Origin of the sequence: Bradyrhizobium tropiciagri, assembly GCF_001189845.1 — a bacterium.
GTDB lineage: Bacteria > Pseudomonadota > Alphaproteobacteria > Rhizobiales > Xanthobacteraceae > Bradyrhizobium > Bradyrhizobium tropiciagri.
On record NZ_LFLZ01000020.1, the window covers coordinates 115,772 to 129,095 of the forward strand.

A 13,324-nucleotide genomic window follows, 5' to 3' on the forward strand; every position below is an offset into this window, starting at 1 on the left:
CTTTGGGCACGTGGACAAACAATCCCGACCCATGAGACATCTTTGCCGCAGCGTTGACGGCAAATCACAAATGCCCGAAATAGCCCGGATTTCGCGGATTTGTCTTGAATGCGCCGCTATCTTCCTGCATTGGGCCGTTAACAGTCCGGTGTGGCTTGGGGACTATAATAGAGCAATGATGATCAACCGCATTCTGACGATTTGCGCTGCCGCGGCTCTCGGCCTGGCAGGAACTTCGCTTGCGCATGCGCAGCAGGGTTATCCGGCCCCCCAGGGCACTGGCTATTCGACAGCGCCCCAGCCCTATCCGCAGGGCAGCATGCCGGATTTCGACGCCCTCAACGACGATGAAGATGCGCCGCGCAGTTCGGCCGCGCTGCCGCCGCCGGGCCCGGTGATGTCGCCGGACGACCCGCGCTATGGCCGCCCGATGAATGCGCCGGCCTATTCCGATCGTGGTGCGCCGTCTGGTCCCGTGATGTCGCCGGACGATCCGCGCTACGGGCGTCCGATGAACGCTCCTCCGGTCTACTCCGACCGCGGTGCGCCGACCGGCCCCGTGATGTCGCCCGATGATCCGCGCTATGGCCGTCCGATGGGGCCGCCGCCGGTGATCTATGGCGATCGTCCGGGCGCGCAGCAGGCCAATCGCGACAATGGTGTTCCGGCCGCAGGCGTGTCCTATGGCGACGACCGCGGCGGCATGCGTCCGCCCGAGGGCGTCACCGGCGCCGTGCCGCGGCAGCAGGCCCCGGTCGATGCCAATGGCAAGCCGGTGCAGATCGCCGCGCTGCCGCCGGACGAGCAGCCGGAAGACGGCCCCGCGCAACTGGCCCCGAACCTGCGTCGCCAGGAAGTGGCGTTCGCGACCAAGGAGCCGGCCGGCACGATCGTGGTCGATACGGCCAACACCTACCTCTACTACATCCTGGGCAATGGCCGGGCGGTCCGTTACGGCGTCCGCGTCGGCCGCGACGGCTTCACTTGGACCGGCGTGCAGAAGATCACCCGCAAGGCCGAGTGGCCGGACTGGCATCCGCCGACCGAGATGATCGAGCGCCAGCCCTACCTGCCGCGCTTCATGGCTGGCGGACCCGGCAACCCGCTCGGCGCCCGCGCGATGTATCTCGGCTCGACCGTGTACCGCATTCACGGCACCAACCAGCCGTCGACCATCGGCAAGTTCGTCTCGTCGGGCTGCATCGGCATGCTGAACGAGGACGTCTCGGATCTGTTTGAACGCGCCAAGGTCGGCACCCGCGTGGTCGTGCTGCCCGGTGGCCCGCCGCCGGGAACGACGACGGCATCCGCAGCGCCGGCGAACCCGATGGCCCCCGCGCAGGCTCAGGCCGCGCCGCTGCCGGGCACGCAGCCGACTTCGGTGCAGCCGCTGCCCGCGCCGGTCACGGTGCGCTAGGCCACCTGCGAACTCATCATTGAAAAAGGCGCGCCAACAGCGCGCCTTTTTTGTTGCCGGTGCCCGATCTCAGGCGATCCGGCGCGGAGGCTCGCTGCCCTCGGTGAACGCATCGATGCATTCGACCATCTGCTGATAGTGCGCTTGAAGGCTCTCGCGCGTCGCATAACCGAGGTGCGGTGTGATCACGACGTTGTCGAGCTTGCGGAGCGGGTGATCCGTCGGCAGCGGCTCGGCCGAGAACACGTCGATGCCGGCGCCGGCGATTGACTTCTCGCGCAGCGCGGCAAGCAGTGCATCCTCGTCGACGATCGGCCCGCGCGCGGTGTTGACGAGATAGGCCGATGGCTTCATCCGGGCGAGATCGGCGGCGCCGACCAGTCCGCGCGAGCGCGGGCTCAGCACGACATGGATGGTGATGATGTCTGATGTCGCGAACAGATCGTCCTTGCTGGCGTAGCCGACGCCGGCCTCCTTGCACCTCTCCGGCGTCAGGTTGGGGCTCCAGGCGATCACGTTCATGCCGAACACCTTGGCCATGCCGGCGACCTTGCTGCCGAGCTTGCCGAGGCCGATGATGCCGAGCGTCTTGCCCTCGATCTCGGTGCCGGCAAAGGTTTGCCACGGCTCGCCGGCATGCATCCGCGCATTCTCGCGGCCGATGCCGCGGGTCAATTCCAGGATCAGGCCCATGGTCAGCGGCGCGGTGGGGTCACGGCTGTATTGGGTGCCGCACAGCACCACCTGCCTAGCTTTGGCGGCGTCCATATCGATCGCGGCGTTGCGCATGCCCGACGTGATCAGGAGCTTCAGCTTGGGCAGCGCATCGAACAGGCTCTTCGGGAACGCCGTGCGCTCGCGCATCGCGCAGATGATTTCGAAATCCTTCAGTTGGCCTGCTGCTTCGGCTTCGCTCACGAACGGCTTGTCGAACACGGTGACCTCGACGCGATCCTCGACCTGTGGCCAGTCCGCCAGCGAGAGCGCGATGTCGAAATAGTCGTCGAGGATTGCACAGCGGAGCCGCGTCATCGGAAGGTCCATTCAGGGTGAGGGCAACGGCAGAAAATCGACCGTCGAGATCCCTAATGGTTGCGCGCAATCGGCAGGCGCGCAAGCGGCCGCGGTTTCAAAAAAGCGGCGATTGCTACCAAGCTCAGGACGGCTTGCGCGCCTTCGGGGTGCGGATATCGGCGAGCATTGACCGGACTGCCGGCGACAACGCCATCTGCTTGGCGCGGCAGGCCGGGCCCGGGCCGCGCATATAATGCAGTTCCGGCCGGTAGGGATTGAAAGCCTTGACGGCGAAGGCCCGCCAGAAGGCGCGGAATTCGGCGAACAGCGTCGCCTCGGATTTGGTCACCGGGCGCGAAAGCGGTGCTGAAATGATGGTAGCCATGACGTGGCCTCAACTGTTTTGGTCGCGGTTCTGCCGCGAAAATCGCCGTTTTTCGGCGTTGCAGACGAGTTTTGGCCTGATTTATTAAAAGATGGTTTCAATTGTCGTGATTCGGCGCTCACATGGTGTCGAACCCGTAATCACCCGTGGCCAATGGACAGAACGTGGTGAACGGATTGAAAACGCCCGCCCCGCGGTTGCGCTTTCGGGGGCCGGCCGTTACATCGGCGGCAGCAAAATTTCCTCTAAATCGGATCAATTCCAGGGACAGCGGATGGCTCGCCAGTTCATCTATTTCATGCAGGGTCTGACCAAGGCGTACCCGACCCGCAAGGTGCTCGATAACATCCATCTGAGCTTCTATCCCGACGCCAAGATCGGCGTGCTCGGCGTCAACGGCTCGGGCAAGTCGACGCTGCTCAAGATCATGGCCGGTCTCGACAAGGAATATAACGGCGAGGCCTGGGTCGCCGAGGGCGCCCGCGTCGGCTATCTCGAGCAGGAGCCGCATCTCGATCCAAAACTCTCGGTCCGCGAGAACGTCATGCAGGGCGTCGCCAAGCAGAAGGCGATCCTCGACCGCTACAACGAGCTCGCCGTCAACTATTCGGACGAGACCGCCGACGAGATGACCAAGCTGCAGGACGAGATCGAGGCGCAGGGCCTGTGGGATCTCGACAGCAAGGTCGACCAGGCGATGGATGCGCTGCGCTGCCCGCCCGACGATGCCGATGTCACGAAACTATCGGGCGGTGAACGCCGCCGCGTCGCGCTGTGCCGCCTGCTGCTCGACCAGCCGGAATTGCTGCTGCTGGACGAACCGACCAACCATCTCGACGCCGAGTCGGTGTCGTGGCTGGAAGGCCATCTGCGCAACTATCCCGGCGCGATCCTGATCGTGACCCACGACCGCTACTTCCTCGACAACGTCACGGGGTGGATCCTCGAGCTCGACCGCGGCCGCGGCATTCCCTACGAGGGAAATTACTCGTCCTGGCTGGTGCAGAAGCAGAAGCGGCTCGAGCAGGAGGGCCGCGAAGACGCCGCCCACCAGAAGACGCTGGCGCGCGAGCAGGAATGGGTCGCATCCTCGCCGAAGGCCCGCCAGGCCAAGTCGAAGGCGCGCTATCAGCGTTATGAGGAGCTGCTCAAGAAGGCGAGCGAGAAGCAGTCCCAGACCGCGCAGATCATCATCCCGGTCGCGAGCGGCTCGGCGCCAACGTCGTCGACTTCGAAGGCCTCAGCAAGGGCTTTGGCGATCGGCTGCTGATCGACGATCTCACCTTCAAGCTGCCGCCCGGCGGCATCGTCGGCGTGATCGGCGCGAACGGCGCCGGCAAGACCACGCTGTTCAAGATGATCACCGAGCAGGAGACGCCCGACAAGGGCACCATCACGGTCGGCGAGACCGTGCATCTCGGCTATGTCGACCAGTCGCGCGACGCGCTCGAGGGCAACAAGACCGTGTGGGAGGAGATCTCCGGTGGCAACGAGCTGATCCTGCTCGGCAAGAAGGAAGTCAATTCACGCGGCTACTGCTCGGCGTTCAACTTCAAGGGCGCCGACCAGCAGAAGAAGGTCGGCGCGCTGTCGGGCGGTGAGCGCAACCGCGTGCATCTCGCCAAGATGCTGAAGTCGGGCGCCAACGTGCTGCTGCTCGACGAACCGACCAACGACCTCGACGTCGATACGCTGCGCGCGCTGGAGGAGGCGCTGGAGGATTTCGCCGGCTGCGCCGTCATCATCAGCCACGATCGCTGGTTCCTCGACCGCATCGCGACCCACATCCTGGCCTTCGAGGGCGACAGCCACGTCGAATGGTTCGAGGGTAACTTCCAGGACTACGAGAAGGACAAGATGCGCCGGCTCGGCCAGGACAGCATCATTCCGCACCGCGTGAAGTACAAGAAGCTGACGCGCTGATCGGTTCGAGCGGTCGAGCGCGGCGATCGTGCCGCGTTCGACTGTTCCTTGTTTGCAGGATCGTGACGGCATCGCGGCGCAATCTGCGGCCAGTTGTCGCTTTTCAAGCGCGCGGGATTGCGTAGATAGAGCGCTCCCGCAAATCGAATCCTGCGAGCACTCCAACATGTCCGCTATTTCCGAGGCGCGCGCGCCCCTCAAGGGCCGGTCGCTGCGTCCCGTTCCCATGCTGATCTTCGGATCGCGCTGGCTGCAATTGCCGCTCTATGTCGGCCTGATCATCGCCCAGGGCGTCTATGTGGTGCTGTTCCTGAAGGAACTGTGGCACCTGTTCGCCCATGCGTTCGATTTCAGCGAGCAGCAAATCATGCTGGCCGTCCTCGGCCTGATCGACGTCGTCATGATCTCGAACCTCTTGGTGATGGTGATCGTCGGCGGCTACGAGACCTTCGTGTCGCGCCTCAATCTGCAGGGACATCCCGACGAGCCGGAATGGCTCAGCCACGTCAATGCCAGCGTGCTGAAGATCAAGCTGGCGATGGCGATCATCGGCATCTCCTCGATCCATCTGCTGCGCACCTTCATCGAGGCCGGTGCGCTGTCGTCAGGCAAGGGCAACTACACCGAGACCGGCGTGATGTGGCAGACCATCATCCACTGCGTCTTCATCCTGTCGGCCATCGGCATCGCCATCGTCGACAAGCTGTCGAACGACTCGATCGAGGGCGCCAAGCAGCAGTCCGGGCACTAGAGCGTGATGAGATGAGGTTTGAACTGGATTGGCAGCGCAGGTCCACCTCTCCCCAATGGGGAGAGGTGAAGCAAGTGCGCAGCCTGATTCAATCCAAATTCACGATCCACTTGGGATGTTAGCGCGGCGTCACCGCGCCGCGCGTGAGCCGAACAAGGCCGGCGCGGATCGGCCGAGCCATTCGGGGATCTGCGCCGCGCCACGCGGAAATCCGCGGGCCATGGCAAGGATGAACGCGCTCTGCCAGACGCCGAACAGCACGAGCCAGCCGAGCAAGGTCGGCAGCCTGACGATTGCGCCGTAAATGGTTCCGGCCGCGATGGCGGCGATCCAGGTCACCACGACGCTGTCGATCCGCCTGAACGCGGGGTTGGTCAGCAGCACGCCGAGAATGGTGATCGCTCCGCCGACCGCGCCGCCGATGCCGCCGATCAGGTAACCCATCAACGGATTGTTGCCGAGCGTCTCGGTGATCTGCGCCGGGCTCGCGGCATTGCCGTCGGCCGGGACGGTCTTGGCATATTGGCCGAGCGCCTGAAGCGTGACCGCGCTCGCATCATAGGCCGCGATCCAGGCCGCGGTCGTGATTGCGACCACCAGCGCCAGCTGAAACCGGTCCTTCGCGCCAAACATGACATTGCAGGTCGCGATCGCCGCGCCGAAGATCACCCCGGGCAGGATCGTGATCCCGCCTGCGTCGGAGACGACGAACGAATATTGCAGGACGTTGAGCGCATAGGTCGTGACCAGGCTGCACACGATGGCGGAGGCCAGCGCCAGCACGAGGAACGGCAGGTTCGGCTGCCCGCGCGACTGCTCGCTCTTGGCCTCCAGCATGCGATCCACCGCGGCGCGCGTCTCGGCGGCGGCGCTGCCCTGCGGCTCCAGGATCGTGACCGCCTTGAGATAGGTCGGAACCTGGTCGAGCGGGGTCGGCGCCATCATCACCGGCAGCACGCGATTGCTCGGGTTCGGCCATTTGCTGCGGGCAAAGGCGAGCTCGCTCAAGGTGTAACGGCCCTTGGTCACCGATTCCGGTGAGATCAGGAACACCATAAAATCGCTGCTTTCGATGGCTTTTTCGACGCGCGCATCGAAGCTGTCGCCCGGCGGGAGATCGTCGTGCGAAAAGAAAACGTCATGGTCGCAATTGCGCAGGGACTGAGCGATGTTGTCAGCCTGCGATTCCAATTCGGAGGGAAATGACAAAAATATGCGCATGGCAAAACTTACCACTCAGAATTGAATTCTGACATTGCCGAATCCACGTTGCAATGCCTGTTTCCGCGGGGTGAGATCGATCATGAAATGGCCAGCTACCATCGTCGCATTCGCGCTGTTGCTTTGTGCGCCGCTGCAGCGGCCGGCATATGCCGCCGATGCCGCGTTCACCCAGTTCATCGCCTCGCTGTGGCCCGAGGCCAAGGCGGCCGGCGTGTCGCGTGAAACCTTCGATCGCGAGACGCGCTCCCTCGAGCCCGACTACAAGCTGCCCGATCTGATCCTGCCGGGACGTCCCAAGACCGGCGCGCCGGCGCAGGCCGAGTTCGTGCAGGTGCCGGCCGACTACATCAGGGAAGCCTCGATCGCGCGGCTCGCCGCCGAGGGACAGCGGCTGTTGCAGAAGTATCGCTCGTCGCTCGATGCGATCGAGAAGCGGTTCGGCGTTCCCCCGACGATCGTGCTGGCGATCTGGGGCCGCGAGACCGACTATGGCCGCTACTCGCTGCCTTACGACACGCTGCGCGTGGTGGCGACGCAGGCCTATGTCGGCCGCCGCAAGGATCAGTATCGCACCGAGTTCATCCTCGCGCTGAAGATCCTCAGTGAGGGTGCGGTGACGCGCAAGGAGATGCGCTCGTCCTGGGCCGGGGCGACCGGCTACACCCAGTTCCTGCCGTCGGAGTATTACAAGCACGGCGTCGACCTCGACGGCGACGGCAAGGTCGACATCTGGCACTCGGTGCCGGACGCGCTCGCTTCCGCCGCGCAGCAGCTCGTCAACAAGGGCTGGCAGCCCGGCGTGCGCTGGGCCTACGAGGTCACGGCACCCGCCAATGCCGACTGCACGATGGGCGTGCCCGAAGTGACAAAGCCGATCAGCCAGTGGCTGCGGGCGGGCTTCGTGCCGGTGCGGGGGCAGAAGCTCAGCGCCACCGAGCAGGCCCAATCGGCCTCGCTATTGCAGCCGGAAGGCATCTACGGTCCGGCCTTCCTGACCACGCCGAACTACTTCGTGATCAAGGAGTACAATTTCTCCGATCTCTACGTGTTGTTCGTCGGCCATCTCGCCGACCGCATGACGAGCCCGCAGCCGTTCGCGACGCCATGGTCGGCGTCCAAGCAGCTCCGCTCCGCCGACGTCGAGGCGATGCAGCAGCAGCTGACGAAGATCGGCCTCTACAAGGACAAGCTCGACGGCAAGGCCGGGATGCAGACCCGCGCGGCGCTCGGCGCCTATCAGAAGCAGGCCGGGTTGAAGGTCGACTGCTGGCCGAGCGAGGCGGTATTGCGCGCGATGAACGGGCAGCGCTGAGTCCGAGGTCCGCTCGGTGACGCAAAACAAAAACCCGGCCGAAAGGCCGGGTTTTCGAGTGTGATGCTGAAACCGTGTCGGTCGATCAGTCGCAAACCTGGACGCGACGGAAGCGCCAGCCGTAGCCGTCCCAGAAGCGCTCACGAACCCAGCGGCACGGAGCTTCTTCGACGTAAACAGGCGCCGGTGCAACATAGACCGGGGCCGGACGGGCGCCTGCGATCGCGCCGCCGAGCAGGGCGCCGCCGATCAGGCCGCCGGCAACGCCGGCCGCGACGGCGCCGCCGTCACCAGCCTTGGCAGCCGGAGCAACCGCCAGCGAACCGGCAATCGTGGTAACGGCAACGAGGGCAGCTAAAGTCTTCTTCATGTCTTTGGCTCTCCTGGAAGGTGGTGGCGTCGTGGTTCGACGCCGGGTTTAGGTGACTCGCACGCTGATCTCGAACTGCTGTCTTGCTAAACAGCGCAGAACAGTCAACCGAAAGTAAACGCCCGCAGGCTCATCGCGCAGAAAAGCGGTTTTTTCTGGCCATCTACAGCCGATGTCCCGGACAAACAGTCGGTTTTCCGGGACATCTGGTTCGAATTAATCGAGATGAATGGCGATCAATCGCAAACGCGGACGCGGCGAACGCGCCAGGTGTAGCCGTCCCAGAACCGCTGGCGCTGCCAGAAGCAATCGGGACCGTAGCCGGGCTCGGCGACATAGGCCGGACCGGGTGCGTAGTAGCCATAGCCGGGACCGTAATAGCCGTTTTGCGAAGCGATCGCGCCGCCGACGATGGCGCCACCGATCAATCCCGCAGCGACGCCTGCGGCGACACCGCGTTGTGCCTGGGCGGGGGCGGGCACCGCCACAGCCGAAACCGCCAGAGTGGCGGCGGCGCAAAGCGCCAGCAATGTCTTCTTCATGACCTCACCTTTCTCACGGGAGCAGGGACAGCGTGCGTTGGCGATCTGTCTCGTCTGAGGGTTCCATATTCCGCTTGAATGATCAATGAACGACGCTGCCGTATTCGCGACCAAATGCTTGCAGCTTTTGGCATATCTTGCAACGCACAAGCCCGTCGTGCCGCAGTGAAGCGGTGGCTGTGCCGAGCGAAGCCGGATTGGGCCGGTAGAGCCGCCGGGCAGGTTTCCTATTCCCGGAAGGGCGGCGCGGCCGATTTAGATTCATTCCAATATGAATCCCGCATCAGTTTGGAATTGCTACAAGAACCGCTTTTTCCTTTTGCATCCGGCGGGGCTCGACAATATCCATATTGCCAAGCATCACCCGTTGGACCTGCCTCCTCTGATGATTGTCTGTTCCTGTAACGTCCTCAGCGACCACGATGTCCGCAATGCCGTGAACGGTGGCGGGTCCGTGACACGAAATGCCAAGCAGGTGTACGGCTGCCTCGGCTGTAGCGCCGAATGCGGCCGCTGCGCGCGCACTATCAAGGCAATCATCGACGAGGCACTCGGTCCCTGCGCCAAGGCCTGCTGCTCCGGCTGCCCGCACAGCGGCCATCCCCACGCCGCCAACGACGAAGATGCCGAGCCGGCCGAATTCGCACTCGCGGCCTGCTGAGGCAATCTTCGGCCCTGAGCCAAAGCTCCAGTTCTTGTTCTGACGCGTTTTCTGCCCGCGAGCCGGCTTTCACGCTGCGGGAACGCTCTGTCCTCTCCAAATCCACCGAATCCCGGTTATCCACGCGCTGCTTCCGCGATGGGTTGCTCTCTCCGGTAATCTGATTTAGAAGCATTCTAAATTCAGTGCTGGCCGGTTTGGCCGCGACAGGTGGAGTGGATCATGCAAGGCGACCCGAAGGTCATCGACTATCTGAACAAGGGGCTGCGCAGCGAACTGACCGCCATCAATCAGTACTGGCTGCACTACCGGATGCTCAACAATTGGGGCCTCCTGGAGATGGCCAAGGTCTGGCGCAAGGAATCCATCGAGGAGATGGAGCACGCCGACAAATTCGTCGATCGCATCCTGTTCCTCGACGGCTTCCCGAACCTGCAGGTGCTCGATCCCCTGAAGATCGGCCAGGACGTCAAGGAGATCATCGAGTGTGACCTGGCCGCCGAGATCGGCGCCCGCACCCTTTACCAGGAGGCGGCAACCTACTGCCACGGCGTCAAGGATTACGTCAGCCGCGACCTGTTCGAGCAGCTGATGAAGGACGAGGAAGACCACATCGACTTCCTCGAGACCCAGCTCGACCTGATCAAGCGCATCGGTCTCGAACTCTACACCCAGAAGCACGTCGGTCATCTGAAGGGCGAGGATCACTGAGCGGCTGTTTCGCGCTCGCTGAGTGGTGCTAAAAATACGAGAGGCCGTCCTTGCGGGCGGCCTCTTCCGTTTTCGCGATCCGCAACCGAGCTCGCGCTCAGTAGCACCGCATGATGTTGATGGTGCGGTCGCCGCCGCGTCCCGGCACCGTCACGGTCTCCGTGGGACAGCTCGACACATAGGGGCGATCCGACGGCGCCACGGCCGGCGGATAGCGGTGCGCCCAATCCCAAGGCACGTCCTGGGTGTAGGTGTAACGGACGTCGTTCGAGACCGGCGCCGGCACCTCGGCGGCGAGCGGCGCAGTGGCGAGCGCGTCGTCGTAATATCCGCTCGTCCCCGGCAACACGATGCCGGGCACCCGCACATGATGGCGGAAGGCCGGATGGTGCGAGGAGAAGGCGCCGCGCGGCGCCGTTCCGGATCTCGCATCGGTCTCGGTCGAGGAAGCAAGCAGCAGCGCTGCAATGCCGAGGGACGCCATCAGCGCCCCGGATGTTCGATACGCCGTTCTTCGATACGTCATGGCACGCACCAACCCGCGGTTACGGAGCATTTGTGCTGACGCTAGGCCGCGCCTCAGGGCGCCCGCAAACTCATCCTTAATTATTGGTTAAAAAGTAAGGTTAACAGGACGTGAATGTTTCAAATTGGCGCGATCAGCCGGCGTCGACGTGCGATGCGCGTCTGATGGGCGTGCCGGCTCAGACCGCGTCCGCCGGAACGAAGCAGCTGATGATGATGCTGCCGCGGTGGTGCACGTACCACACCACGGCCTCGCCGACCGGATTGCCGCGATCGCGGATCACGGCCCGCTCCGGCACCATCATCCATTCGCCCTCGATCGGCACCCAATAGGCGCCGCCCCGAACATCGTAGCTCGTGCGATGGCCGTCGGAGATGTCGCAGCAGGGTACGCCGTTCGGCGCGATCACGCTCTTGAACCAGGCGCGGATATCGGGCGGCACATTGTCGTATTGGCCGTTATCGAACGCCAGCGCAGCGCCCGCCATGATGACGAGCCACGCGAGCACCGCGCCATGCGTCAGCCTTCGCATTGCATTCCTCCGCGAAAACTTCGTGCGTGATCCGCGCGACATCCAGCGCGCGAATCCGGTGTTTGCGCGATTAGGCACGAACCGCGCGCGGGATGCATGCTCAAAGAATGAGCGAAGCGGCGCGGCCTTCGTGATGCAGTGCGGGATCGTGGCGTTCAGGCCGGCTTCTTCGCGCGTGCCTTCTTCGCAGGCTTCGCCGCGATATTGTCCCGCGCCATCGTGAGCGCGCTGCGCAGCGTGAGCTGATCGGCCTTGGCGAGACGGACATTGGTGCTGCCGCTCTTGCCCCAGCCGCCCGACACCGGACGGAAGATCTCCGGCTCGGCCTCGACCACGACAGCCTGTTGCTCCGGCGTCAGCTTCACCATGCCCCAATCCTTGTCGGGATAGCCGAGCGTCGCGAAGATGCACTTGCCGACGCGGAAATCGGCGGTGCCGTGATGCGCGCCTTCAATCACGTCGGGCAGGCTCAGCGCCGTGCGGCGGAAGCGGTTTGCGGACATGGTTGCCAACGCGATCTCGTCGGCTCACCATGTCACGGACAGCGGACGATCAATCGCTCGCCCTCAACACATTCAGCGCATACCATCCCCAATAAACGCGATGACGCTGGATCAGGCCGTCCCTGATCTCCATGACCTCGACGAGATCCATCTGATCGCCATCGGGAGACTGGCGCGGATATTCCCAGATGAGAATTCGGCCGTCGCTGAAGAAGCCCTGCTTGAAGCGCCGCCGCTGCGGCGGGTTGGTGCGGAACACGCGTGTGATGAACTCGCGCAACGCCTCCCGGCCCTGGACGATCCCGTCTTTGCTCTGCATCAAATGCTGGACCAGCGGGCTTTCGATCGAGGCATCGGGTGCGTACAGCGCGAGCGCCGCCTCGAGGTCCTTGTCGCCGAGGGCCTGATCCCAGAGCTTGTAGATGCGTTCCGCCTCTTTGTTGGCTTCTGTCATGATTGTTCCCTTGTGTGTCGTCGACTGCCGCCGATTTGACCGGAAGCAGCGGCCCTGACGTTTCAGGAAAATCTGAAATGAGTTTCGCGGCGTCGCGAATGCGGGTAGGACGATTTGGTCCGATATGGAGGACGATGCGGTGGGATCATCCCAATCCGTGCAGACGGGATTTTCGCGGATCGCCGAGGCATTGGGCGATCCGGTGCGCGAGGCCATGGTCAGCGCGCTTGCCGACGGCAAGGCGCTTCCGGCGGGCGAGCTGGCCGCGGTGGCCGGCATTTCACCGTAGGGCGCCAGTGCGCATCTGCAGAAGCTGGTCGATGCGCGCGTGCTGTCGGTGTGGGCGCAGGGCAGGTTCAGATATTACCGGATCAGGGACGACGACGTCGCGGCGCTGATCGAGAACCTGGTCGATCTCGCGGCGAAGACCACTGCCGCACCCAGGCGCGCGATACCGGCCGAGCAGCTCAGGCAATCGCGCACCTGCTACCATCATCTTGCGGGCCAGCTCGGCGTGCTGTTGTCGAATGCGCTGATCCGCCGTCGCCTCGTCATCATCGATGGCCGCGATGGTCGCGTGACCGAGCAGGGGCTGGCGTGGTGTCGCGCCGAGGCGATCGATTTCGATCCGGCGCGGCAGCCGCATCTGCGGCTTTGCAATGACTGGACCGAGCGCGTGCCGCACCTCGCGGGTCCGTTCGCCAATGCCGTGCTGGCGCGGCTGGTCGAGATGCGCGGCGTTGCGCCGCATCGGATTCCGCGTGCGTTGCGGATCACCGATCGGGGGCGGGCCTTCTTCGACCGGCTCGGCGTGCAGGTTCCGTTCTGAAGCCGCGGCTGGACTAATGCGTGATGAGATTAGGTTGAACTGGATCGGCAGCGGAGGTTCACCTCTCCCTTGGGAGAGGTCGGCGCGTCGCGCCGGGTGAGGGGTTACGGTCCCTCGTTAGAGCTGCGCCCCCTCACCCGATTTGCTTCGACCTCTCCCCAACGGGGGAG

At 64.0% G+C, this 13,324-nt stretch carries 15 protein-coding genes and 1 pseudogene; 7 read left to right on the forward strand and 9 right to left on the reverse strand.

From position 1 onward, the window contains the following. Nucleotides 1-175: 175 nt before the first annotated feature. Complete coding sequence (locus AKN84_RS18050) at nt 176-1,417, forward strand: L,D-transpeptidase family protein (protein WP_050422009.1); 1,242 nt, start codon at nt 176-178, stop codon at nt 1,415-1,417. A 69-nt stretch (nt 1,418-1,486) separates the two neighbouring features. Here the strand turns inward: AKN84_RS18050 and AKN84_RS18055 are convergent, their stop codons facing one another. Together AKN84_RS18055 and AKN84_RS18060 are read right to left on the reverse strand one after the other, a co-directional pair. After that, on the reverse strand, nt 1,487-2,449 hold the full coding sequence (locus tag AKN84_RS18055) for a D-2-hydroxyacid dehydrogenase family protein (protein ID WP_050422036.1): 963 nt from the start codon (nt 2,447-2,449) through the stop codon (nt 1,487-1,489). Between the two features lie 124 nt (nt 2,450-2,573). Then, the gene (locus tag AKN84_RS18060; RefSeq protein ID WP_050422010.1) at nt 2,574-2,816 is read right to left on the reverse strand and encodes a hypothetical protein; all 243 of its coding nucleotides are present in this window, start codon (nt 2,814-2,816) and stop codon (nt 2,574-2,576) included. Nucleotides 2,817-3,090: 274 nt separating this feature from the next. Between AKN84_RS18060 and ettA the strand changes: the two are divergent. Further along, nucleotides 3,091-4,739, forward strand: a pseudogene (gene ettA, locus AKN84_RS18065) (energy-dependent translational throttle protein EttA). Nucleotides 4,740-4,905: 166 nt separating this feature from the next. Beyond that, entirely contained in the window at nt 4,906-5,490 is a 585-nt protein-coding gene (locus AKN84_RS18070) for a TIGR00645 family protein (protein WP_050422011.1), read from the forward strand. Between the two features lie 129 nt (nt 5,491-5,619). On the opposite strand, the gene AKN84_RS18075 is transcribed toward AKN84_RS18070, so the two are convergent. Beyond that, nucleotides 5,620-6,711, reverse strand: coding sequence for a toll/interleukin-1 receptor domain-containing protein (locus tag AKN84_RS18075; RefSeq protein WP_128970944.1), 1,092 nt, complete (start codon nt 6,709-6,711; stop codon nt 5,620-5,622). A gap of 82 nt (nt 6,712-6,793) precedes the next feature. On the opposite strand from AKN84_RS18075, the gene AKN84_RS18080 reads away from it, so the two are divergent. Further along, the gene (locus AKN84_RS18080) at nt 6,794-8,026 is read left to right on the forward strand and encodes a lytic murein transglycosylase (RefSeq protein WP_050422013.1); all 1,233 of its coding nucleotides are present in this window, start codon (nt 6,794-6,796) and stop codon (nt 8,024-8,026) included. 85 nt (nt 8,027-8,111) lie between these two features. On the opposite strand, the gene AKN84_RS18085 is transcribed toward AKN84_RS18080, so the two are convergent. Next, nucleotides 8,112-8,396 carry a hypothetical protein gene (locus AKN84_RS18085; protein WP_050422014.1) on the reverse strand — a complete coding sequence of 95 codons (285 nt, stop codon included), beginning with the start codon at nt 8,394-8,396 and terminating at the stop codon, nt 8,112-8,114. Between the two features lie 236 nt (nt 8,397-8,632). After that, entirely contained in the window at nt 8,633-8,938 is a 306-nt protein-coding gene (locus tag AKN84_RS18090; protein ID WP_050422015.1) for a hypothetical protein, read from the reverse strand. Between the two features lie 385 nt (nt 8,939-9,323). Here AKN84_RS18090 and AKN84_RS18095 point away from each other — a divergent pair, with 385 nt between their 5' ends. Next, nucleotides 9,324-9,599, forward strand: coding sequence for a (2Fe-2S)-binding protein (locus tag AKN84_RS18095; RefSeq protein ID WP_050422037.1), 276 nt, complete (start codon nt 9,324-9,326; stop codon nt 9,597-9,599). A gap of 222 nt (nt 9,600-9,821) precedes the next feature. Then, the gene (bfr, locus tag AKN84_RS18100; protein ID WP_050422038.1) at nt 9,822-10,310 is read left to right on the forward strand and encodes a bacterioferritin; all 489 of its coding nucleotides are present in this window, start codon (nt 9,822-9,824) and stop codon (nt 10,308-10,310) included. A 97-nt stretch (nt 10,311-10,407) separates the two neighbouring features. Here the strand turns inward: bfr and AKN84_RS18105 are convergent, their stop codons facing one another. The 4 genes from AKN84_RS18105 to AKN84_RS18120 form a co-directional block, all read right to left on the reverse strand. Then, the gene (locus AKN84_RS18105; RefSeq protein ID WP_244485242.1) at nt 10,408-10,794 is read right to left on the reverse strand and encodes a hypothetical protein; all 387 of its coding nucleotides are present in this window, start codon (nt 10,792-10,794) and stop codon (nt 10,408-10,410) included. Between the two features lie 220 nt (nt 10,795-11,014). Beyond that, nucleotides 11,015-11,368 carry a hypothetical protein gene (locus tag AKN84_RS18110; protein ID WP_050422017.1) on the reverse strand — a complete coding sequence of 118 codons (354 nt, stop codon included), beginning with the start codon at nt 11,366-11,368 and terminating at the stop codon, nt 11,015-11,017. Nucleotides 11,369-11,523: 155 nt separating this feature from the next. Beyond that, complete coding sequence (locus AKN84_RS18115; protein ID WP_050422018.1) at nt 11,524-11,871, reverse strand: MmcQ/YjbR family DNA-binding protein; 348 nt, start codon at nt 11,869-11,871, stop codon at nt 11,524-11,526. A 49-nt stretch (nt 11,872-11,920) separates the two neighbouring features. Continuing rightward, the gene (locus AKN84_RS18120; protein WP_244485244.1) at nt 11,921-12,604 is read right to left on the reverse strand and encodes a nuclear transport factor 2 family protein; all 684 of its coding nucleotides are present in this window, start codon (nt 12,602-12,604) and stop codon (nt 11,921-11,923) included. A 49-nt stretch (nt 12,605-12,653) separates the two neighbouring features. Between AKN84_RS18120 and AKN84_RS18125 the strand changes: the two genes are divergently transcribed. Beyond that, nucleotides 12,654-13,154 (forward strand): hypothetical protein, encoded by a 501-nt coding sequence (locus AKN84_RS18125; protein WP_050422020.1) that lies wholly within the window; start codon nt 12,654-12,656, stop codon nt 13,152-13,154. Nucleotides 13,155-13,324: the final 170 nt, after the last annotated feature.